A 20,585-nucleotide genomic window follows, 5' to 3' on the forward strand; every position below is an offset into this window, starting at 1 on the left:
GGCTTTGCATTTCATCTCCAACCAACGCGGGCTTAGAAAATCTTCCCGGGATTCATGATCCCATCCGGGTCAATCGCCGTTTTGATCGCCGCCATCACATCCACGGCGCCGCCAAGCTCTTTGCGCAGATACGGCTTTTTGCCCTGGCCAATGCCATGCTCACCGGTACAGGTACCGCCCATCTCGATTGCCACATCATTGAGCCAGCTGACATAGCCCTGCGCCGCAGACACTTCATCCAGATTGTCCATATCCACCAACGGCAGCATGTGGAAATTGCCGTCACCAACGTGGCCCACCACGGTGGAGATCAAACCCAGCTCATCCGCCTTGTCCTTAGCCAATGTCACACATTCCGCCAGACGTGAGATTGGCACACAGACGTCTGTGGAAATGCCCTTCGCACCGGGGCGCAACGCCAGCGCCGCCCAATACATGTCATGCCGCGCCTGCCACAGCTTGTTGCGATCTTCGGCCTTTTGCGTCCATTCAAACCCGGTGCCGCCGACCTCTTCGGCGATATGGCCAAACATCTCGGCTTGCTCTGCCACGCCGGTTTCCGAGCCGTGGAACTCCAGCAACAGCAAATGCTGCTCCGGTAGATCGAGCTTCGAATAATCATTCGCCGCCTTCACCGCGAGCGTGTCCAAAAGTTCAATCCGCGCCACCGGGATGCCATACTGAATAGTCATCATCACCGCCTGACAGGCCGCATCAATGGTCTCAAACGAACAACGCGCCGAGGACATCGCCTCAGGAATACCCTGCAGCTTCAGCGTGATCTCGGTGATGATGCCCAATGTGCCTTCTGAGCCAATCATCAAGCGGGTCAGATCATAGCCCGCGCTGGATTTTTTGGCGCGGCTTGCGGTGCGGATCACCTCACCAGACGGCAGCACCACCTCAAGGCTCAGGATATTGTCTTTCATTGTGCCATAGCGCACCGCATTGGTGCCGCTGGCGCGGGTGGAGGCCATGCCGCCCAGCGACGCATTGGCCCCTGGATCAATTGGGAAAAACAGGCCCTGGTCACGCAGTTCCAGGTTCAGCTGCTCGCGCGTCACCCCAGGCTGCACCACACAATCAAGATCTTCGGCGTTCACCGCCACAACCGAGTTCATCTCGGTCAGATCAATACAAACGCCACCAGCAGGTGCATTCACATGCCCCTCAAGCGAGGTGCCCGTGCCATAGGCAATCACCGGCACCTTATGCGTAGCACAGGTTTTTACGATGTCGCTCACCTCTTGGGTGGTCTTGGCAAAAATCACCGCATCTGGTGCCTGTGTTTTGATCCAAGTGGTGGTGTGCCCATGCTGTTCCCGCATCGACTGGCCGGTGTGAAACGCCTCGCCAAATTGCTGTTTCAACACACCCAAAGCCGCCGCAATACCCTCTTCATTGCGCGGCAAATCCACTGCCAGTCCCATAGGCGCTCCCCCTTTTCCATGATGATTTGAGACATGGCTACGCGCGGCCTATCCCAAGGTCAAGCGCGGCTATTCGCCATAGGCAAGCCCCTCACGCCGGTTGTCCGCACCACCGTGCAAACGCCGCCCAACAGAGATCGCATGTAGTCCTGAATTGAGGTCGCGCGCGTTCACCTTGTAGCCCATTCCAGTGAGCGGCTCGCCAAACTCCATCGCGGCGCTTTCCGCCTCAATGTCATAAGTGCCAAAGCGGTTCACCAGATGTGGCAGATCAATCGCCTGCTGCACATCCATGCCCCAATCCACATGCGCGATGATGGTCTTGGCCACATAGCCAATGATCCGGCTTCCTCCCGGGCTGCCCACCACCAGCGATGGCTTGCCGTCTTTCAACACAATGGTTGGCGCCATGGAAGACCGTGGCCGCTTGCCCGGCTCTACCCGATTGGCCACCGGTACGCCGTCACGATGGGACCGGAAAGAGAAATCCGTCAGCTCGTTGTTGAGCAAGAACCCATTGGTCATCACCCGACTGCCAAAGCCGTTTTCAATCGTCGTCGTCATCGACAAGGCGTTGCCGTAGCTGTCGACAATGGAGATGTGCGACGTGGAGGGCTGCGCAAAGCTCTCTCCATCCGCATAGCGCAACGCATGGTCAAACTCAGGCGCGCCCGGCTCCACGGTCTCCAAAGCTGCACTGCCGTCCAGCAATTTTGCCCGCTCAGCCAGATAGTCAGACTCCAGCAGCCCCACGCTGGGCACCGGCACATAATCGCTGTCCGCCATATAGCGGCCCCGATCCGCAAAGGCGAGCCGCGAGGCATCCCCAATCAACCGCCAAGACTCCGCACTGTCCGACCCCAGTTCGGCAATGTCATAAGGCGCGATCAACCCAAGGATTTGCCCCACGGTCAAACCACCAGAGGACGGCGGCCCCATGCCACAGACATCATGCGCACGGTAGTCCATGCAAACTGCCGGCCGCTCCTTAATCTGATACAGCGCCAGATCCACACCACTCAGAACGCCAGGATTGTTGGCATCTTGCACGGCGTCCACAATGTCCGCCGCAATCTTGCCCGTATAAAACGGCGCGGCGCCCTCAGATGCCATCGCGCGCAAACTTGCCGCATACTTCTCATTCTTCAGAAGTTCTCCTTCCGCCACCGGCGTTCCATTGGGCAGAAAGTAAGCCGCTGTCACCGGATGGGACGCCAAGCGCTCCGCATCCCGCGCCACAGAGGCGGCCATACGTGGCGTGACGGTGAAGCCCTCCTCCGCATGGGTGATCGCTGCCTCAAACAGGCTTGGCCATTGGCTGCGGCCCCACTTGCGATGCGCCTCCTGCATCAACATCGGCGTGCCTGGCACGCCCACAGATCGCCCGCCAACAACCGCTTCAAAAAACTTCAGCGGCTCACCATCGCGCCCCAAAAACAGCCGCGGCGTTGCCGCTAAAGGCGCGGTCTCGCGCCCATCCAGCGTGGTCACTTCTCCCGTTTTGGCCTCATACCAAACCAAGAACGCCCCGCCGCCCAAACCTGAACTCTGAGGCTCAACCAGCCCCAGCACAGCCTGCACCGCCACCATCGCATCCGCCGCCGTGCCACCGTCGCGCAGCACTGCGGACCCGGCCTCCACCGCCAAAGGATGCGCTGCCGCAACCATCCAGTCTTTTGCTTTGGTGGGCTCGCCCTGCGTCTTGGACGCCAAGGCTTCTTGCAAGCTCACCGGCACACTCATACCGAGCGCAGAGCCTTCTTCCGGCGCCACACTGTCTGCTGCCTCCTGTGCCAGCGACATGGATGCCAACAGGCAAGTAACAGTAACCGCAGATAAAAATCGCTTCATGACCCACTCCCAAACCAAAAGACAATCCGGCAACCCAAGGTATTGGCCACCATTTAAAAATCAGCTTAGGTCAGGACAGCCCCTGCACCAACAGCGGATAGCTGCTCAGGATCTCATAGACCGCGCCCTCGGATGTCAAAGACGAACGATACAAGGCGATTTCGCTCACAAGAATGGGATCAATTTCCAGTGAGGCGCCCCGCGACAGCGCCGCTTGCACCCGCTCGGGCGGCTGCTTCCCATCGCGAAAGCGGCTCAGCGTCACATGCGGGCGAAACCGACGTTTCTCCAGTCCAATGCAGAGCCGCCGCGCCGCCTGCGCCACATCCGCCTGCAGTGCCATCAACACCGGATCAGGCGCGGCCAACAAACCCAACGACCGGCTGCGTGGCGCGCCAAAAATTTCCATGCCTTTGAGGTGCAGTTCAAACTGCGACTGCCGGATCAACTCCAGCTCTTCGTGCAACGCCTCCAGCATTTCAACCGGCTGATCGTCCAGAAACGCCAATGTCAGATGCAGATTGGCCACTGGCACCTCGCGCCCTACGGCAATCCGCCCCTGCACATCCAGAAGCGCTTCCGCTTCTGGCCCGTCCAACGGAATGCCAACGAAAGCGCGCATGATGGCTTAGAGCATCGCCGGAACCACAAGGTCCGGCGGACGGTGCCCATCATCAAAGGTCTTGATGTTGATGAGGACTTTCTCCCCCATCTCAATCCGCCCTTCCACGGTGGCAGACCCCATATGCGGCATCAGCACCACATTGGGATGGCCGCGCAAATCAGGATGCACCTCATGGCCGTGCTCATACACATCCAAACCCGCACCAGCGATCTCGCCTGACTTGAGCAGCCGCACCATGGCGTTTTCGTCAATCACTTCGCCGCGCGAGGTGTTGATGATCACCGATCCCGGCTTCATTAACTTCAACCGCCGCGCATTGAGCAGGTGGAAAGTTGACGGCGTATGCGGACAGTTCACCGACACCACATCCATGCGGGCCAGCATCTGATCGAGACTTTCCCAATAGGTTGCCTCATATTGCTCTTCGATTTCCGGGCGCAAACGACGGCGGTTGTGGTAGTGGATCTGCATGCCGCAAGCCTGCGCCCGGCGCGCAACGGCTGTGCCCACACGCCCCATGCCAAGAATGCCAAGCCGCTTGCCGCTGACCCGGCCACCCAAAAGCGCGGTTGGTGCCCAACCGTCCCATTCACCGGATTGCATGCGCTGCACGCCTTCGCCAACGCGACGGGTCACCCCAAGGATCAGGGCCAAAGCCATGTCAGCCGTGTCATCAGCAGACACGCCTGGCGTGTTGGATACCAGCACGCCACGCTGGCGCGCAGAAGCCACGTCAATATGGTCCACGCCGGCGCCGTAATTGGCAATCAACTTCAGTCGCTCACCGGATTGGGCAATCAGATTGGCGTCAATCTTGTCACTCAGCGTTGGAACCAAAACATCCGCCTCTTTCATCGCCTCAACCAGCTGTTCGCGGCTCATCGGCGTATCATCATGGCGCAGGCGCACATCAAAGAGTTCTGACAGTCGTGTTTCGACGGCTTCCGGTAAGCGTCGCGTAACGACAACACTCAGACGTTGCTTTGGCATGCAGGGCCTCCCAATGCTTTTCAATTCGGCGCGTTGCTGCCACACTGCCCCACAGGTCAGTCAGGCACAAGAACCTGCGAGCGCCACCAGAGCAGAAAAAATCAGGCAAAATGGTCACCTTGAGTCGAAAATCTCTCGTGAGCTTGGGCGCAGTTATGCTGTTGCTCTTTGCAACCTTCGCCGCCGCAGAGGCACCGGCGGAGAAAAAGCGTGGTCCGGTCACCAACCTGCCACTGCCGCGCTACGTGTCCCTGAAAGCCACCAAAGCCAACGTGCGACGCGGTCCCTCACGCACCCATCGCATTGACTGGGTGTTTACCCGCAAATCCATGCCTTTGCAGATCACCGCCGAATACGGCCACTGGCGCCGCGTGCGCGACATCGAAGGCGCGGGCGGCTGGATCCACTACTCCCTGCTTTCGGGTGTGCGCACTGTGATTGTGCAAAAAGACATGCTGCCTCTGGCCGTACGACCCGGTGAAAAGGTTGGCACAGCCGCTCATCTGGAACATGGCGTGATTGCAAAGTTGGAAGAGTGCAACCCAGACTGGTGCCGCCTCAATGCCGGAGGCTACAAAGGCTGGGTTTTAAAAGAAGATCTTTGGGGCGTAGAGGCCAACGAGATCCGCGACTGATCCCGCCCCAAAACCTTGCGTTTTATTGAGCTGCTTCAGCCGCCGCCCGGATGGCGCGGATGTTCTCGCCGTAGGCGTCGGCCTTATCAACAGAGCCGCCTTTGAACACAGCAGAGCCCGCCACCAACACGTCGGCCCCAGCTTCGGCCACCAAAGGCGCGGTTTCAGTGGTCACGCCACCGTCGATCTGAATGTGGATCTCGCGATCGCCAATCATCTGACGCAGACGGCGGGTTTTCTCAACACCGGAGTGAATGAACTTCTGACCACCAAACCCGGGGTTCACAGTCATGATCAACACCATGTCGACCAAATCCAGCACATGTTCAATGCTCTCAAGCGGCGTACCGGGGTTCAGGCTCACACCAGCTTTCACGCCCTGTGCCTTGATCGCCTGAATGGTGCGGTGAATATGTGGGCCCGCTTCAACATGCGCGGTGATCAAATCGGCACCTGCTTCCGCATAAGCTTCGATGTACGGGTCCACCGGCGCAATCATCAGATGCACGTCCATGAAGGTTTTGACGTGTGGACGGAATGCTTTCACCGCAGGGGGCCCAAAGGTCAGGTTTGGCACAAAGTGCCCATCCATCACATCCACATGCACCCAATCTGCGCCTTGATCTTCGATCGCACGGATCTCTTGGCCAAAGTTGGCAAAATCTGCAGACAGAATGGACGGGGCAATTTTGATTTTGCGATCAAAGCTCATGTTGGGCTCCTTTTCCGGACCTATGCCGGGCTTTGAATGCGGCCCCTGAAAGGCCACCAAACACCTGATGTCAGGCGATTCGAAACTGGCGGCAAAATGGCCTTTGAAAGCGCAAAACACAATTGGGCACGCGATACGGAAAAACCGCGGTTCTGGCTGGTGTGTCAAACGCTGCGCAACACAAGCGTTATTGGCACCCGCCGGGGCTTGGCAAAGCACGCCCCTCCGGTTCAGAGTGCCCGTATCGTTGCTCTGTCAAAGCCTAAGCATTGACGCAGCGCCCCTTTGACCATCCGGAGGCCCCATGCGCGCTGCCACTCTTGCTTTGTCCCTTTTTGCCACGCCGGCTTTTGCCCAATGCCCCACATTCGCGGACATGGACTCCGGTGTGCGGCTCACAGATCTGGACGGCATCACCGAGACCTACACGCGCGACGGTGCCCATTTCATTCGGGGCGAATGGGACGACGGCAAAGACTACGGCACGCGGTTCTTGCTGCTCAAAGGCCTCTATGTGGTGGAGCAATTTGACACCGAAGACGGCGACGTGGTCTCTGGCAGCCGCAGCACGCACGCTTACCCGCTCAAACCTGCCGACGCGCCCATTCCCGTGGCCGATGGCCGGTGGGACACCGAAGTGATCACGCTGGATTCGGAAGGCACGCTCACCACCCGCGAAAGCCACATCTTCGGCCCCAGCACCCAAGTCACCATTGGCGGCTGCACTTACGAGATGATGCCCGTCATTGGCATCTACCATGATGACGACGGCTATGAAGAAACGCTTCACTACCTGCCGGAACTTGGCTTTGCCTATCTGGTGGAAACCCGCCCGAAGGACGAAAAGGCGGAGCGTTACACCTACATCCGCATTGAATCTGTTGAAAAATAAACAAACTCTGACTCGCCTTGCAACAGATGCAAGACAGCTATGACAAATGACACACTGCACATGGCAACCGCTTTGACCCNNAGATCTACACAGAACTGAGGTTCAAAAATGGCACTGACAGCTACACACACCGAACACCACTCGCTGGGTCACATCCTGGCAACCCCTTTCCGCGCCATCGGCAACGGCCTGATCGCAATCATGGAAAGCAACAGCCGCGTGCAATATGTTGATCGTCTGAACGCGATGACCGACGCGCAACTGGAAGCCAAAGGCCTGAAGCGCGACGAAATCGTGCAGCACGTCTTCCGCGACCACATGCACCTGTAATCTGTGCACTTGGGGGGCGCCCGTTTTGAGCGCCCTTCCCACCACACACAACGACCACGCCTAAGGCCGCGCCCCGCAACAATCGCGCGTGCCCTTCGCAAACGACAAAATTGCCTCATCGACTTTTGCGGCCATCTTCGCTTGGATGCAGCCCGATACAAAGCACCAAAGGCTCTTTTGCACATGACCTGGCTCGCCACCTTCATCTCTGTCCTGCTGTTTGTCCCTGCCATGCTGCACCTGCTGTGGGCCATTGGTGCATGGGTGCCGATCCGCAACGAAGAAGCCCTTGCGCGCGCCGTGGTTGGCGCACCCGGCCTTACCAAAATGCCCGGCGCGATCCCCTGCTCTCTGGTGTTTGTCGCGCTCTCTTTTGCGGCGGCTATACCCCACCTGACAAGCTTCCCTCTGCGCACGCCGCTGCTTTTCGCCATGGCGGGCGTCTTTGGCCTGCGCGGTCTCGCCGCTTATCTGCCGGCCTGGCGCAAACGGGTCCCGGAAGAGCCATTCGCGACGCTGGATCAACGCATCTATGGCCCGCTCTGTCTCATCCTGAGCACAAGCTTCCTACTCTTCTCCCTCTTTGGTGCCTAATCCAGGTTTCCAGCCTCCAAGGGTGGACGTAACTGGCCGCATCGGGAAATTTTCCCACAGATACCCCTTTTATAGCTTTCACAGTCCCCAAATATCCCCGCCGAAGGCACCTGCCGCTTCAATCTGCATTTGTTTGCCGCTAAGAGCGCGCCAACAGCAACCAGCGGACCACCTTATGATCAAGCTTGAAAACGTCAGCGTTTCTTTTGGCAAACGCACCGTTTTGGACAATCTCTCTCTTGATCTTACCGAGCGCCGCATTGCGGTGATTGGGGCCAATGGCTCTGGCAAATCCACCTTCGCCCGCTTGCTCAACGGTCTCGCATTACCCACAACGGGTGAGGTGCTGGTAGACGGGTTCAACACCCGCAAAAAAGGCCGTGACGTCCGCCGCAAAGTTGGATTTGTGTTCCAAAACCCTGACAATCAAATTGTCATGCCCGTGGTAGAAGAAGACCTTGCCTTTGGCATGAAAAACCTCGGGTTCAGCAAAGCCGACATCGCCGCCAAGACCGATGAAATCCTGGCGCGGTACAAAATGTCGGACCTGCGCGAGCATCCTGCGCATCTGCTCTCCGGCGGTCAAAAACAACTGCTCGCCATCTCAGGCGTACTTGTGATGACCCCAGACATCGTGGTGATGGACGAGCCCACCACGCTACTGGACCTGCGTAACAAACGCCGCGTCGCCCGCGCAGTTGATGCCTTGGAGCAAATGGTCATCACCGTCACCCATGACCTGGATCTCATCACCAACTACGACCGCGTGATTGTCATCGACGAAGGCCGTATCTTTGCGGATGGCACGCCAGCCGGCGTCATTCCCGCCTATCAAGAGCTCATGGCCTGATGCTGGACCTCTACTCACCCGGCAGCTCGCTGCTACACCGCCTGCCACCGGCAGCCAAAATGCTGGCCATGCTGCTTGGCGCCACATTGCTTTTTCTCAATGAAAGCCTGCCAATCACTGTCGCTGCAACCCTTGGTATCCTCGCCCTCTATCCCATCGCACAGCTCACCCTGAAACAGGCCTTTGCGCAGATCCGCCCGCTGCTGATCATCTTTGTGCTGTTCTTCGCGGTGCAATGGTATTTCTCCGGCATTGAACTCGCCACCTATGTGGTCCTGCGCCTCGCCGCGCTGATCCTGCTCGCAAGCCTTGTGACCCTGACCACCAAATCCAGCGACATGATCGACACCATGACGCGCGGACTGGGTTACCTCCAACCTATTGGCGTGAACCCGGCAAAGGTCAGCCTCGCCATTTCCTTGGCGCTGCGGTTCATCCCGGTCCTCGCGCAAATCACCCGCGAAGTACGCGAAGCGCAAAAGACCCGCGGCCTCGAACGCTCCGTGATTGCTGTCGCCATGCCCATGGCAATCCGCGCGATCAAGATGGCGGACGAAATTTCCGACGCCATTGATTCCAGAGGATATCGTTCCTAAGATCACGCCAGTAACAAGGGCCGGGCTTGCTTCGAGCAGAACGGATTTCTACGCCGCGCCATAGTTTACATAACAAGCCCACACTCACGGAACGCACCATATGACCACCAAAGACACCGTCTACATCGCGCTCTTCGCTGCGCTCACAGCAGCCCTCGGACTGATGCCACCCTTACATTTTGCCGGCGCAGCCCTTCCCCCAATTTCGGCACAATCTCTGGGCGTCATGCTCGCCGGTTCTGTCCTGGGCGCCAAACGGGGTGGCTTGGCCCTGCTGCTGTTCATTGCGCTTGTGGCCGTTGGCCTACCACTGTTGTCCGGTGGCCGTGGTGGATTTGGCGTCCTGATGGGCACCTCCGGTGGCTTCCTGTTGTCCTGGCCGATCTGCGCAGCCCTCATTGGCTACCTTGCGGAACGGGATCGCGAAGGTGGTGCTCTGAAACTTGGCGCCTATATCGCGCTGGGTGGCATTGTCCTGATGTATGCCGTTGGCATTCCTTGGATGGCCTTTATCGGCAAACTCGGCATGGCCAAATCCCTGTCAATCATGGTGGCCTATGTTCCCGGCGACCTGATTAAGGTTGTGGTTGCCGCCATTCTCGCGGAAAATCTGCGCAAAGCTTACCCCAACCTCTGAGGACGCGTTTGCCCTTACGCCACGCATTAGATCACCACGCCCGCCAGCGCCCTGACGCGCTGGCGGTTGCCATTTGTGACACACGCCTCACCTACAGCGCGCTCTATGACCGGCTCAAACGCCTACACGCCGCGTTGGCCGCGCTGCCGCTGCAAGACCGCCCGGACCTGCCGCTGCCAGACGGCGCACGCAACTTCGCTCTCTCCATTGGCAACCACGCGCAGGCGCCAACCCTGCTGGCCACTGCCCTAGCCACCCCCCATGCCGTCACGCTACTAGACCCACATTGGCCTGACGCCCTTCACCAGCGGGTGTTGGCCAAACTGCCCCCGGACGCATTATTCTGCCTCTCAAGCCAAACCGGCCTGATCGACGCCGCCAAACGGCTCGGCATCCCGGCCATCACCGTGGACACTGACGCCTTTGAGGCCTTCCTCGCCGCGCCCGAAGACATCCCCTTCACCGATCCGCGCGCGATTTTCATGGTTGGCTTCACCTCCGGCACCACGTCCGAGCCCAAAGCCTTTGCCCGTGCACGACACAGCTGGCGCGCCTCGCTGGATGCCAGCCGCCTCGCCTTTGCCCTGACCGAGCAAAGCCACACCTTTGTGCCCGGCCCGCTCAGCCACGGCATCACACTCTACGCGCTGGCCGAAACCTTAGAGCTGGGCGCCGCTTTCCACGCTCTGCCAAAATTTGACCTTGCCGAAGCCCACCGCACCATGGCCCACACCCGCCGCATTGTGGCCGTACCCAGCCTGCTGGGCGCGCTCTGCCGCGATAAGCCTTTGGATCAGATTGTCGAGATCACCACCGCCGGCGCCAAACTTGATCCTGCCCTACTAGAGAAGGCCCGCGACTTCTTCCCCCGCGCCCGTATCCACGAATACTACGGCGCCAGCGAACTTGGCTTTGTCAGCCTCAACACCCACGGCCGAGACAGCTCTTCTGCACCAGCCCATTCGGTTGGGCGGCCTTTCCCCCACGTCGCACTCTCCCTACGCCAAAACGGACAGGAAGTGCCGCAAGGTGAGCCGGGCACCATTTTTGTCCGTGGTGATCTGGCCATTGACGGCTACCTCTGGGGCGGCCGCAACTCCGGCTTCCGCCGCGAAGGCCCCTGGGCCACTGTCGGAGACATCGGTAAGCTGAACTACGATGGCAGCCTTAGCCTCTTGGGCCGAGAAGGCGGCATGGTCATCACCGCAGGCCACAACGTCTACCCGCAGGAAATTGAAACCGCACTCGCAGAAATCCCTGGCATCACTGGCGCTGCGGTGCTCGGTGTCGCCCACCAATCGCGCGGCCAAGAACTGGTTGCCATCCTCAACGGAGACACCCCGCTCGCGGAAGTCAAATCGCAACTTGCCATCCGCTTGCCCCGCTACAAGCTGCCGCGCCATTTCTACCGCCTCTCCGAGTGGCCCCTGACCACCTCCGGCAAACCGGACCGGGGCCGCCTCATGTCGTGGCTGCACAAAAAGGACCCGCGCCTTGTCCCCACCACTGGTTGACCTGCTGCCTGAAGACCGCCAACCGGTGATCATCGCCGCCCGGCGCAGCGCCATTGGCCGCGCAGGCGGCATGTTTGCCAGCCTCGACGTGGAAGACCTCGCCGCCCCTGTCATGCAGGCCACGCTTGCCGACGCCAATGTCACAGCAGATCAACTAGATGACGTGATCCTTGGCAACGCCGCGGGCCCCGGCGGCAACATCGCCCGCCTGTCTGCCTTACACGCAGGCTTCCCAACATCCATCCCCGGCGTGACCGTGGATCGACAATGCGGCTCCGGCCTGGAAGCTGTAATGCAAGCCTGCCACCTGATCATGGCGGGCGCAGGCACCACCTACCTCGCGGGCGGCGTCGAAAGCCAATCCCGCGCACCGCTACGTATCTTGCCCGCCTGCGGCACCCGATCTGAGCACAGCTACAAACGCGCCCGCTTCGCCCCCGAGGCCATCGGCGACCCCGACATGGGTGCCGCCGCCGACACCGTTGCCAAACGATTCACCATCTCGCGCGATCGCCAAGACGCCTTTGCCCTGCGCTCACAACAGCGCGCCGCCCTAGCCCGCGACGCTGGAGCATTCGACGCTGAAATCGTGCCGATTGCAGGCCACGCCGCTGACGAATGCATCCGCGACACTATAACGGCTGACCGCCTCGCCCGCCTGCGCCCGGCTTTCGCCAAAGGTGGCACGATAACGGTCGGCAACGCCTGCCCGCTTAACGACGGTGCGGCCACTCTCCTCGTCACCACGGCAGCCAATGCGCGCAATTTGGGCCACCCCCGCGCTCTCGCCTACCTCGGCGGCGCATCGGCCGGCGTGGACCCAAACATCCTCGGCATCGGCCCCGTCGCCAGCACACAAAAGCTCTTGCGAAAAAACCCAAACCTGTCGCTCGACCAACTCACGCACCTTGAGTTCAACGAAGCTTTTGCCGCACAGGTTCTCGCCAGCCTGGATGCTCTCAACATCGACGAGCACCTGCCCAACCAGCAGGGCGGGGCCATTGCCCTGGGCCACCCCTTTGGCGCCTCTGGCACCATCCTCGTGACCCGCCTCTTCAGCCAAATGATCCGTCACGACACACCGGCAAATGCCCTTGCACTGGCCATGATCGGCATCGGCGGCGGTCAGGGTCTCACCGCGGCCTTCAAACCTATCGCCCTCTAACCCCATTCATAGTCGCCAAATATCCCGGGGAGGAGGCACTATGTGCCGGAGGGGCTGGCCCCTCCTGTCTAGGCCGCCAAAACGCAAAACGGGGCCGCCTCTGCGACCCCGCCTCAATCTCATACCGAGTGACTGACTTACTCGTCGTCTTCGTCCAACATCCGCACTGCACCCAGCGAGGCGTTGGACACATGCGCGGCATAGACTTTCAGCGCTTTGGACACCGCCCGAGGCCGCCCTTCCGCTTTCCAGAACTTCTTATCCGCCTGCGGGTGATTGGCCCGACGCTCCGCCAAAACCTCTTCACTCACGTCCAGGTGAATGGTGCGGTTTGGCACGGAGATTTTGATCTTGTCGCCATCTTCCACCAGACCAATCACACCCTTCTCTGCCGCTTCCGGCGAGGCGTGGCCAATCGACAGACCGGCGGTGCCGCCAGAGAAACGGCCATCGGTTAACAGCGCACAGGTGGTGTCGAGCTTCTTGGATTTCAGATAAGCGGTTGGATACAGCATCTCCTGCATACCCGGCCCGCCTTTGGGCCCTTCATAACGGATCACCACCACGGAATACGGCTTCACCTCATTCTGCAGAATGCCGTGCATCGCGTCTTCCATGCTCTCAAACACTTTCGCGGTGCCCTCGAACTCATACATCTCTTTGATCACACCAGCGGTCTTGAGGATACAGCCCTGCTCCGCGATGTTGCCAAACAGCACACACAAACCACCTTCTTGAGAATAGGCATTTGCAAAGTCGCGCACGCAACCGTCCTCAATATCCAAGTCCAACTCGGTGTACATCCGCGATTGGCTGAAGGCCTCAACGGTGCGCACACCACCGGGCGCCGCGATATACAAATCGCGCGCTTCATTGCCGGCGCTTTCACGGCGCACGTCCCATTTGTCGATGAACTCGCCCATGGTGCGTTCATGTACAGTCGCACAATCACGGTGGATTTTGCCTTCGCGCTCCAGCTCACCCAGAATGCGCGCAATGCCACCCGCGCGGTGCACATCTTCCATGTGGTACTTTGGCGTCGAGGGCGCCACTTTGCTCAGATGCGGGATCTCGCGGCTGAGGCGATCCATATCCGCCATGGTGAAATCCACGCCCCCCTCATGGGCAATCGCCAAGAGGTGCAGCACTGTGTTTGTGGAGCCGCCCATGGCAATGTCCAGCGCCATGGCGTTCTCAAACGCTTTGAAATTGGCAATCCCACGCGGCAGCGCGGTCTCGTCACCCTCTTTGTACCAACGATCACACAGTTCAATGATCTTGTGACCCGCGTCTTCAAACAGCCCACGGCGCTTGGAGTGGGTCGCCAGCAGCGAGCCGTTGCCCGGCAGCGCAAGGCCCAGCGCTTCGGCCAGACAGTTCATCGAATTTGCAGTGAACATACCGGAGCAAGAGCCGCAGGTTGGGCAGGCAGAGCGTTCCAGCTTGTCCACTTCTTCCTGGCTGCGGTCTTCATCTGTCGCACCCACGATCGCGGTCACAAGGTCGGCTTTGTGCTCACCGTCCTGCAGGATCACTTTACCAGCTTCCATTGGACCACCAGAGACAAAAATCGCGGGAATGTTCAGGCGCATCGCCGCCATCAACATACCCGGTGTGATCTTGTCACAGTTGGAAATACACACCAGCGCGTCGGCACAGTGCGCATTTGCCATGTATTCCACAGAGTCGGCAATCACTTCGCGGGACGGCAGGGAATACAACATCCCGTCGTGGCCCATGGCGATGCCATCATCCACCGCAATGGTGTTCATCTCTTTGGCCACGCCACCGGCTTTCTCAATCTCACGCGCCACCAACTGGCCCATGTCTTTGAGGTGCACGTGACCGGGTACAAACTCGGTGAAGGAGTTGACCACCGCCACAATCGGCTTGCCAAAGTCCTCGGTTTTCATCCCCGTCGCACGCCATAGCGCACGGGCGGCGGCCATACGGCGGCCAAAGGTCGAGGTTTTGGAACGAAGATCAGGCATCTTTTGCACTCCTGCGGATGGCTCGGGCGCCCCATCGCGCCCCTTGCGTGTCTGGACAGAACGGGTGCCACTCAAAAGGAGGGATTGCAAGAGAGTCCGGAAAGAATGTTACTCAAAATCGCGCACAAAGCTTTCACAAAGTACGATGCGCGCGACGTGCACGTAATCCATCCCTGACAGTCAGCCCAAAGCCACCGCCTGTGCGAGAAAACCTGCGCACCCCTTCGCCTTGATGTCTGCCACACTGCGCAACTTCACATGCCGCCGCGCCTTGCCTTTGCCTTCTAGGTGCCCATTCGGATCACTCAACCGTGCCCCGTGGGAGAATTCAAATGACACATGCGCATTGTAGCCAAAGTATCCTCCGACGGCTGTGGCCGCGACACCCGCCTCATGTTCCAACATCTGACCACCATACATGTGGCGGCCATGGAGCTCCGGCGCCACCTCAGCCACCATCTCTTCCAACGCATCTATGATCGCAGCTTGTGTGGTCTCGTCCATCTCAGCCTTCCAGGTTCATCGGCGTGGCAATTTCCACCAAACAGCCGTTTAAGTCGCGCACGTATGATATCGTTTGGCCCCACGGCACGCCATGCGGCTTACTCACCGGCGAACACCCCGCCACCAGCGCCTTCTCAAACGCAGCCTCCACGTCCTCAGTGACAAAGCAGATCTCCCATCCTGCCGGAATGGCGCTTTTCTCATTGGGCGCAAAGGCCAAGCCATCCAGCTCAATCACCTCTTCGGCAGAAAACGACAGCACCGTGTCCCCGGTCTCCATCTCCGCATAAAGCGTGCTTTCATGCATAAACCGCTGGGTCAGGCCAAAAGCGGTCTCGTAGAACGCCACCGTCTCAGGTACGTTTTTCACGTAAATAATTGTGTATCCAAGTTTCATAACAAGCCCCTCACATTGCTTGGCATAGACCTAAGCCCCCCAACACCAGAGCGCTTGAAGAAATCGGACATCACCTCTTAAGCCGCACGATTTCCCCACAACCCGCCGGACACGTCTGGCCGGATCAAACCCTCTGGAATGTCTGACGGCACAAACCCACCAAACCGCCGCATGGTCCGCGTCATATGGGCCTGATCGGCATAGCCTGCCTCAAATGCCGCATCCGACAAAGAGCCCCCCGCGTCACAGACCAGCCGCAACGCCCGATGAAACTGCACCAACGACGCATAAGCCTTCACCGACAGCCCCACCGTGCCTGCAAACATCCGGTTGAGATGCCGCGTAGAGCACCCCGCCCGCGCCGCCAATTCTGTCACTGAAAACCGCCCGCCTGTGATGTGTAACCGCCGAACAGTCTCTCCCACACGATGCCCCTCCGGCGTCAGCGCACACCCTTCCACAAAGCGCACCAAAGCTTGCCGCAGGTCTGTCGGCGATACGCCTGCTACACAAAGCCCCGCCAGTTCCGGCACCAAGACCTCCGCCTCACCCTCAAATGCCACCTGATCTTTCGCGCGCGCCAAGGCATCGCCCCACAAGACGCCTCCACGTTCCGGCCGCAACCGCACTCCGGTCCACCGATCTCCAGCCTCAAACGTGACCCAATAAGGCTGCGTCGCAGGCCCCGTCACCACCAACCGTGGCACCACCGCGCGATCAGCGTTGTAGCGCACAATCACGTCACAGCGCCCATCTGGCAGGATCAAACTGCGCCCGGCCCGCAGCTCCTCATGCCGCCACACCGCCTCCACGCTGCGTGCCTGCTGCGGCGTGTAAATCCGCTCCTGATATCCTTCTGGCAGACGCACGCTATTCCCTCACCCAATCGTCAACCGCGCCAACAGCTCGGTGGCATTCTTCACCTGAAACCGCTTGTGCAGCCGCGCCCGCACATCCTCAATTGTGCGCGGCGACAACCCCAACTCGCGCGCAATCTCCTTGCTGGTCAGCCCGCGCCCCAAGCCCCCCACCACCTGCCGCTCCCGCACCGAAAGCGACACTGGCGGCCCATCGTGAATGGCCGCAAAACTCATCACGAGTTGCGCCAATGGATCTTCCGGCGTCAGCGTCTGCGCCCGGAACCGACACCACACCTGCCCGCCGTCGCGCCGCCGCACCATGCGCTCATCACTATAGGCGTGATCTTGCTTCAACGGCGTCAAACCAATGTCACGCACTTGCTCAAACTCTTCGGTGCTGTCGTACAACACCCGGAACGATTGCCCCACCAGCGCGTCCTTTTCATAGCCAACCAACTGCGCAAACCCTTGATTGCACGCGCGAATAACCCGCTGCTCGGTCATCACAATGCCTACAGGCGCGGCTTCAAACGCCAACTGATCCCAATTCATTTACGCCTCCCCAACCGTAATCCTACGGTATTGATACCGTAGCCCGACGCAAGCCACTCTGTCGCCACACATCCAACCGCACAGATCAAAAAAATGTGCCGTTGGACACACTCAGAAACCGCTGCACCACTCAAGAGGCCCGCCACCATGTCCATCGACACAGATCGCCTGATGACCCGCATCGACTCAATGCGAGACGACCTGGTGCAGCTGACCCAAGACCTGATCCGCATTCCCACGCTCAACCCTCCCGGTGAAAACTACCGCGAGATCTGTGACTACCTCGACACGCGCCTGACCCGCCACGGCTTTGACACGCAACTGGTCCGCGCCCACGGTGCCCCCGGCGACAGCGACAAATATCCGCGTTGGAACATCGTGGCGCATAAATCCGGCCACCACCCCGGCGAATGTGTACATTTCAACAGCCACACCGATGTGGTCGAGGTGGGTCTTGGATGGACCTTTGATCCTTTTGGTGGCGAAATCAAAGATGGCAAAATTTACGGCCGTGGCGCCTGTGACATGAAAGGCGGTCTTGCCGCGTCTATTATCGCCGCCGAAGCCTTCATCGCTGAATTCCCCGACTTCCACGGCAGCATCGAAATCTCCGGCACGGCGGACGAAGAATCCGGCGGCTACGGCGGTGTGGCCTATCTTGCGGAGAAAGGCTTCTTTGCGCCAGAACGCGTGCAGCATGTGATCATCCCCGAACCCCTGCACAAAGACCGCATCTGCCTTGGTCATCGAGGCGGCTGGTGGGCCGAGATCGAAACTTTTGGCGAAATTGCCCACGGATCCATGCCCTTCCTCGGCGACTGCGCCGTACGTCACATGGGCGCGGTGATCGACAAATTTGAAAGCGACCTCTACCCCGCCATGGCTGCACGTCGCACCGACATGCCTGTGGTTCCCGAGGGCGCGCGCAGCTCCACCATGAACATCAACTCCATCCACGGCGGACAAGCCGAGCAGGCCGAAGACTTTGACGGCCTGCCCGCCCACTGCGTGCCAGACAGCTGCCGCATTGTGATTGACCGCCGCTATCTCGCTGAGGAAACCCACGCTGAAGTCAAAGGCGAGGTCGAAGGCCTGCTCGATGACCTCTCCGCCCAGCGCGATAACTTCCGCTATGACATGCGCGAGCTCAACCACGTGGCCCCGTCAATGACAGACCGCAAAGCCCCGGTTGTGACCACGGTCGACAAGGCCATTCAGGACATTTTGGGCAAGACTCCGGATTATGTCGCAAGCCCCGGCACTTACGACCAAAAACACATTGATCGCATCGGAAAGCTCAGCAACTGTATCGCCTATGGGCCGGGTATTCTTGAAATGGCCCACAAGCCTGACGAGTACATCGGAATCGACGATATGATCGACAGCGCCAAGGTCATGGCGCACAGCCTGACGCAGCTGCTTCTGCCTCAATAAAACAACCCGGCCTAAGGCCCAATAACAATAAAAAGCAAACAGTTAAGGGAGAGAGACACAATGACATTTTTCACGTCAAAGCTAGCCAGTGCCAGCGCCGCTGCTCTGATTGCCGGGACACTGACAGCACAAGCTGCACAAACCGACATCACGGTTGCCATGCAGCTGGAACCACCGCATCTGGACCCAACCTCGGCGGCTGCCGGGGCCATCGACAGCGTGCTGTATTCCAACGTCTTTGAGGGTCTGACCCGCTTTGCCTCTGATGGCTCCGTCACGCCGGGCCTCGCCAAAAGCTGGGAAATCTCAGAAGACGGGCTGACCTATACCTTCATGCTGAACGACGGTGTGACCTTCCACGATGGCTCTGCAATGGACGGCGAAGACGTGAAATTCTCGCTGGATCGCGCCCGCGCGGAAGACAGCGCCAACGCACAAAAAGCCCTCTTCGAAAGTATTGCAGACGTCACCGTGGTGGATCCACTGACCGTGAAAGTCACCCTGAATGGTCCCAACGGTGACTTCCTGTTCAACATGGCGTGGGGCGACGCAGTCATCGTTGCGTCTGAGAGCATCGATGACATCAAAACCACGCCCATCGGCACCGGCGCCTTCAAATTTGACAACTGGGTGCAGGGCGACAAGATCACTCTCACACGCAACGATGCCTATTGGGGCACGCCTGCGACGCTGACCGATGTGACCTTCAAATTCATCTCCGACCCAACCGCAGCCATGTCTGCGATGATGGCCGAAGACATCGATGTGTTTGCCGGTTTCCCAACCCCTGAGGCACTGCCACAGTTCGAAGCAGACCCACGCTTCCAAGTGCTCGTCGGCAACTCCGAAGGTGAAACTATCCTGTCGACCAACAACAAGATGCCGCCACTGGATGACGTGAAGGTGCGCAAAGCCATTGCCCACGCGATTGACCGTCAGGCAATCATTGATGGCGCGATGTTTGGCCTCGGCACCCCAATTGGCACCCATTTTGCGCCACATCACCCGGACTATGTCGATCTGACCGGCAACTCGGCCTATGATCCCGACCTGTCCAAGAAACTGCTGGCGGAAGCGGGCTATCCGGATGGCTTCACCACCACGTTGAAACTGCCGCCCCCCTCTTACGCCCGTCGCGGAGGCGAAATCATCGCCGCGCAACTACGCGCCGTCGGCATCAACACCGAAATCTCCAATTTGGAATGGGCGCAGTGGCTGGAACAGGTGTTCCGCGGCAAGGACTTTGGCCTGACCATCGTCAGCCACACCGAACCCAACGACATCGGCATCTACGCCCGCCCGGATTACTACTTCCAGTATGACAATCCGCAGTTCCAGCAGATCATGGACACCTTGAACAAAGCCACCCTCCCGGCAGAGCGCACCGCCCTGCGCAAAGTGGCCCAGACCATGATCGCCGAGGACTATGTCAACGGCTACCTGTTCCAACTGGCCTACCCAACTGTGGCCAAGGCGGGTGTGCAGGGCCTCTGGCTCAACGCCCCAACCCAAGCCACTGACCTAACCGCTGTGAGCTGGTCAGAGTAACACCCCCCCCGCGCTGGGGCCACACCCTGTGGCTCCGGCGCAAATCGCCTTACCGAAAGCCGCCGCCATGATTGACCACATCCCCGCTGGCACCCTGCCCAGCCGCAAAGCTCCGCCTGAATACTTCACCGGCGATGTCCGGATGGATCTGATCACGGAAAGCCGCCCCCCTTCCCAAGTTTTTGCCGCCCGCGTCACATTTGAACCCGGCGCGCGCACCGCATGGCACACCCATCCCGTGGGCCAAATCCTGCACGTTTTGTCCGGTGTTGGCCTGATTGCCCTGCGCGGTGAAGCCCCGCGCACCATCCGCCCCGGCGACAGCATCTGGATTGAGCCCGGCGTCGAACATTGGCACGGCGCCACGCCCGACACCGCCATGTCCCATATGGCCATCCAACAGGTCGAAGACGGCACCGGCGCCACGTGGCTCGAACACGTCACCGACACCGACTACCTGAAACCAGCGATCTGACCG

Annotated in this window: 22 protein-coding genes; 12 read left to right on the forward strand and 10 right to left on the reverse strand. The window is 59.6% G+C overall.

Annotation, left to right across the window (positions count from 1 at the left end):
• Window positions 1–32: 32 nt before the first annotated feature.
• The 4 genes from JXR15_RS19365 to JXR15_RS19380 all read right to left on the reverse strand — a co-directional run bounded on the left by JXR15_RS19365 (window position 33) and on the right by JXR15_RS19380 (window position 4,896).
• A complete protein-coding gene (locus JXR15_RS19365; protein WP_422054838.1) occupies window positions 33–1,430 on the reverse strand; it encodes an FAD-binding oxidoreductase in 1,398 nt (465 codons plus the stop codon).
• A gap of 69 nt (window positions 1,431–1,499) precedes the next feature.
• Window positions 1,500–3,281: a gamma-glutamyltransferase gene (gene ggt / locus JXR15_RS19370; protein ID WP_422054839.1), complete on the reverse strand. Its 1,782-nt coding sequence runs from the start codon at window positions 3,279–3,281 to the stop codon at window positions 1,500–1,502.
• Window positions 3,282–3,351: 70 nt separating this feature from the next.
• The gene (gene thpR / locus JXR15_RS19375; RefSeq protein ID WP_422054840.1) at window positions 3,352–3,903 is read right to left on the reverse strand and encodes an RNA 2',3'-cyclic phosphodiesterase; all 552 of its coding nucleotides are present in this window, start codon (window positions 3,901–3,903) and stop codon (window positions 3,352–3,354) included.
• Between the two features lie 6 nt (window positions 3,904–3,909).
• On the reverse strand, window positions 3,910–4,896 hold the full coding sequence (locus JXR15_RS19380; RefSeq protein WP_299424893.1) for a 2-hydroxyacid dehydrogenase: 987 nt from the start codon (window positions 4,894–4,896) through the stop codon (window positions 3,910–3,912).
• A gap of 155 nt (window positions 4,897–5,051) precedes the next feature.
• On the opposite strand from JXR15_RS19380, the gene JXR15_RS19385 reads away from it, so the two are divergent.
• Window positions 5,052–5,531 carry an SH3 domain-containing protein gene (locus JXR15_RS19385; RefSeq protein ID WP_422054841.1) on the forward strand — a complete coding sequence of 160 codons (480 nt, stop codon included), beginning with the start codon at window positions 5,052–5,054 and terminating at the stop codon, window positions 5,529–5,531.
• Between the two features lie 22 nt (window positions 5,532–5,553).
• On the opposite strand, the gene rpe is transcribed toward JXR15_RS19385, so the two are convergent.
• Window positions 5,554–6,243, reverse strand: a complete 690-nt coding sequence (gene rpe / locus JXR15_RS19390) for a ribulose-phosphate 3-epimerase (RefSeq protein ID WP_422054842.1) — start codon at window positions 6,241–6,243, stop codon at window positions 5,554–5,556.
• A 304-nt stretch (window positions 6,244–6,547) separates the two neighbouring features.
• Between rpe and JXR15_RS19395 the strand changes: the two genes are divergently transcribed.
• The 8 genes from JXR15_RS19395 (at window position 6,548) to JXR15_RS19430 (ending at window position 12,821) form a co-directional block, all read left to right on the forward strand.
• A complete protein-coding gene (locus JXR15_RS19395; RefSeq protein WP_422054843.1) occupies window positions 6,548–7,135 on the forward strand; it encodes a hypothetical protein in 588 nt (195 codons plus the stop codon).
• 108 nt (window positions 7,136–7,243) lie between these two features.
• A complete protein-coding gene (locus tag JXR15_RS19400) occupies window positions 7,244–7,465 on the forward strand; it encodes a DUF1127 domain-containing protein (RefSeq protein WP_422054844.1) in 222 nt (73 codons plus the stop codon).
• Window positions 7,466–7,648: 183 nt separating this feature from the next.
• Window positions 7,649–8,059, forward strand: coding sequence for a DUF3995 domain-containing protein (locus JXR15_RS19405; protein ID WP_422054845.1), 411 nt, complete (start codon window positions 7,649–7,651; stop codon window positions 8,057–8,059).
• 175 nt (window positions 8,060–8,234) lie between these two features.
• Window positions 8,235–8,909 carry an energy-coupling factor ABC transporter ATP-binding protein gene (locus JXR15_RS19410; protein WP_422054846.1) on the forward strand — a complete coding sequence of 225 codons (675 nt, stop codon included), beginning with the start codon at window positions 8,235–8,237 and terminating at the stop codon, window positions 8,907–8,909.
• The gene (locus tag JXR15_RS19415) at window positions 8,909–9,505 is read left to right on the forward strand and encodes an energy-coupling factor transporter transmembrane component T family protein (RefSeq protein WP_422054847.1); all 597 of its coding nucleotides are present in this window, start codon (window positions 8,909–8,911) and stop codon (window positions 9,503–9,505) included. Before JXR15_RS19410 ends, JXR15_RS19415 begins: the two co-directional genes overlap by 1 nt.
• Window positions 9,506–9,605: 100 nt before the next feature.
• Window positions 9,606–10,142 (forward strand): biotin transporter BioY, encoded by a 537-nt coding sequence (locus JXR15_RS19420; protein ID WP_422054848.1) that lies wholly within the window; start codon window positions 9,606–9,608, stop codon window positions 10,140–10,142.
• An 8-nt stretch (window positions 10,143–10,150) separates the two neighbouring features.
• A complete protein-coding gene (locus JXR15_RS19425) occupies window positions 10,151–11,656 on the forward strand; it encodes an AMP-binding protein (RefSeq protein ID WP_422054850.1) in 1,506 nt (501 codons plus the stop codon).
• Window positions 11,637–12,821 (forward strand): thiolase family protein, encoded by a 1,185-nt coding sequence (locus JXR15_RS19430; RefSeq protein WP_422054851.1) that lies wholly within the window; start codon window positions 11,637–11,639, stop codon window positions 12,819–12,821. Before JXR15_RS19425 ends, JXR15_RS19430 begins: the two co-directional genes overlap by 20 nt.
• Window positions 12,822–12,958: 137 nt before the next feature.
• On the opposite strand, the gene ilvD is transcribed toward JXR15_RS19430, so the two are convergent.
• The 5 genes from ilvD to JXR15_RS19455 form a co-directional block, all read right to left on the reverse strand.
• Window positions 12,959–14,812: a dihydroxy-acid dehydratase gene (gene ilvD / locus JXR15_RS19435; RefSeq protein ID WP_422054852.1), complete on the reverse strand. Its 1,854-nt coding sequence runs from the start codon at window positions 14,810–14,812 to the stop codon at window positions 12,959–12,961.
• 180 nt (window positions 14,813–14,992) lie between these two features.
• A complete protein-coding gene (locus JXR15_RS19440) occupies window positions 14,993–15,316 on the reverse strand; it encodes a DUF1801 domain-containing protein (RefSeq protein WP_422054853.1) in 324 nt (107 codons plus the stop codon).
• Window position 15,317: 1 nt separating this feature from the next.
• Window positions 15,318–15,713 carry a VOC family protein gene (locus JXR15_RS19445; protein WP_422054854.1) on the reverse strand — a complete coding sequence of 132 codons (396 nt, stop codon included), beginning with the start codon at window positions 15,711–15,713 and terminating at the stop codon, window positions 15,318–15,320.
• Between the two features lie 77 nt (window positions 15,714–15,790).
• Window positions 15,791–16,582, reverse strand: a complete 792-nt coding sequence (locus JXR15_RS19450; RefSeq protein WP_422054855.1) for a helix-turn-helix domain-containing protein — start codon at window positions 16,580–16,582, stop codon at window positions 15,791–15,793.
• A 9-nt stretch (window positions 16,583–16,591) separates the two neighbouring features.
• Window positions 16,592–17,125 (reverse strand): LuxR C-terminal-related transcriptional regulator, encoded by a 534-nt coding sequence (locus JXR15_RS19455; RefSeq protein ID WP_422054856.1) that lies wholly within the window; start codon window positions 17,123–17,125, stop codon window positions 16,592–16,594.
• A 147-nt stretch (window positions 17,126–17,272) separates the two neighbouring features.
• Between JXR15_RS19455 and JXR15_RS19460 the strand changes: the two genes are divergently transcribed.
• The 3 genes from JXR15_RS19460 (at window position 17,273) to JXR15_RS19470 (ending at window position 20,582) form a co-directional block, all read left to right on the forward strand.
• The gene (locus JXR15_RS19460; RefSeq protein WP_422054857.1) at window positions 17,273–18,559 is read left to right on the forward strand and encodes an acetylornithine deacetylase/succinyl-diaminopimelate desuccinylase family protein; all 1,287 of its coding nucleotides are present in this window, start codon (window positions 17,273–17,275) and stop codon (window positions 18,557–18,559) included.
• Window positions 18,560–18,619: 60 nt separating this feature from the next.
• Window positions 18,620–20,107 carry an ABC transporter substrate-binding protein gene (locus JXR15_RS19465; protein ID WP_422054859.1) on the forward strand — a complete coding sequence of 496 codons (1,488 nt, stop codon included), beginning with the start codon at window positions 18,620–18,622 and terminating at the stop codon, window positions 20,105–20,107.
• Between the two features lie 67 nt (window positions 20,108–20,174).
• Window positions 20,175–20,582 carry a (R)-mandelonitrile lyase gene (locus tag JXR15_RS19470; RefSeq protein WP_422054860.1) on the forward strand — a complete coding sequence of 136 codons (408 nt, stop codon included), beginning with the start codon at window positions 20,175–20,177 and terminating at the stop codon, window positions 20,580–20,582.
• Window positions 20,583–20,585 lie beyond the last annotated feature (3 nt).

Origin of the sequence: Shimia sp. (genome assembly GCF_049116215.1) — a bacterium.
Lineage (GTDB): Bacteria > Pseudomonadota > Alphaproteobacteria > Rhodobacterales > Rhodobacteraceae > Shimia.

Excerpts from the sequence above, each read along its gene's own strand:
- thpR (WP_422054840.1), bottom strand. The coding sequence starts at position 3,903 with ATGCGCGCTTTCGTTGGCATTCCGTTGGACGGGCCAGAAGCGGAAGCG.
- JXR15_RS19405 (WP_422054845.1), top strand. The coding sequence starts at position 7,649 with ATGACCTGGCTCGCCACCTTCATCTCTGTCCTGCTGTTTGTCCCTGCC.
- JXR15_RS19365 (WP_422054838.1), bottom strand. The coding sequence starts at position 1,430 with ATGGGACTGGCAGTGGATTTGCCGCGCAATGAAGAGGGTATTGCGGCG.
- JXR15_RS19420 (WP_422054848.1), top strand. The coding sequence starts at position 9,606 with ATGACCACCAAAGACACCGTCTACATCGCGCTCTTCGCTGCGCTCACA.
- ilvD (WP_422054852.1), bottom strand. The coding sequence starts at position 14,812 with ATGCCTGATCTTCGTTCCAAAACCTCGACCTTTGGCCGCCGTATGGCC.
- JXR15_RS19415 (WP_422054847.1), top strand. The coding sequence starts at position 8,909 with ATGCTGGACCTCTACTCACCCGGCAGCTCGCTGCTACACCGCCTGCCA.
- JXR15_RS19385 (WP_422054841.1), top strand. The coding sequence starts at position 5,052 with ATGCTGTTGCTCTTTGCAACCTTCGCCGCCGCAGAGGCACCGGCGGAG.
- rpe (WP_422054842.1), bottom strand. The coding sequence starts at position 6,243 with ATGAGCTTTGATCGCAAAATCAAAATTGCCCCGTCCATTCTGTCTGCA.
- JXR15_RS19455 (WP_422054856.1), bottom strand. The coding sequence starts at position 17,125 with ATGAATTGGGATCAGTTGGCGTTTGAAGCCGCGCCTGTAGGCATTGTG.
- JXR15_RS19470 (WP_422054860.1), top strand. The coding sequence starts at position 20,175 with ATGATTGACCACATCCCCGCTGGCACCCTGCCCAGCCGCAAAGCTCCG.
- JXR15_RS19395 (WP_422054843.1), top strand. The coding sequence starts at position 6,548 with ATGCGCGCTGCCACTCTTGCTTTGTCCCTTTTTGCCACGCCGGCTTTT.
- JXR15_RS19465 (WP_422054859.1), top strand. The coding sequence starts at position 18,620 with ATGACATTTTTCACGTCAAAGCTAGCCAGTGCCAGCGCCGCTGCTCTG.
- JXR15_RS19400 (WP_422054844.1), top strand. The coding sequence starts at position 7,244 with ATGGCACTGACAGCTACACACACCGAACACCACTCGCTGGGTCACATC.
- JXR15_RS19440 (WP_422054853.1), bottom strand. The coding sequence starts at position 15,316 with ATGGACGAGACCACACAAGCTGCGATCATAGATGCGTTGGAAGAGATG.
- ggt (WP_422054839.1), bottom strand. The coding sequence starts at position 3,281 with ATGAAGCGATTTTTATCTGCGGTTACTGTTACTTGCCTGTTGGCATCC.
- JXR15_RS19445 (WP_422054854.1), bottom strand. The coding sequence starts at position 15,713 with ATGAAACTTGGATACACAATTATTTACGTGAAAAACGTACCTGAGACG.
- JXR15_RS19380 (WP_299424893.1), bottom strand. The coding sequence starts at position 4,896 with ATGCCAAAGCAACGTCTGAGTGTTGTCGTTACGCGACGCTTACCGGAA.
- JXR15_RS19410 (WP_422054846.1), top strand. The coding sequence starts at position 8,235 with ATGATCAAGCTTGAAAACGTCAGCGTTTCTTTTGGCAAACGCACCGTT.
- JXR15_RS19460 (WP_422054857.1), top strand. The coding sequence starts at position 17,273 with ATGTCCATCGACACAGATCGCCTGATGACCCGCATCGACTCAATGCGA.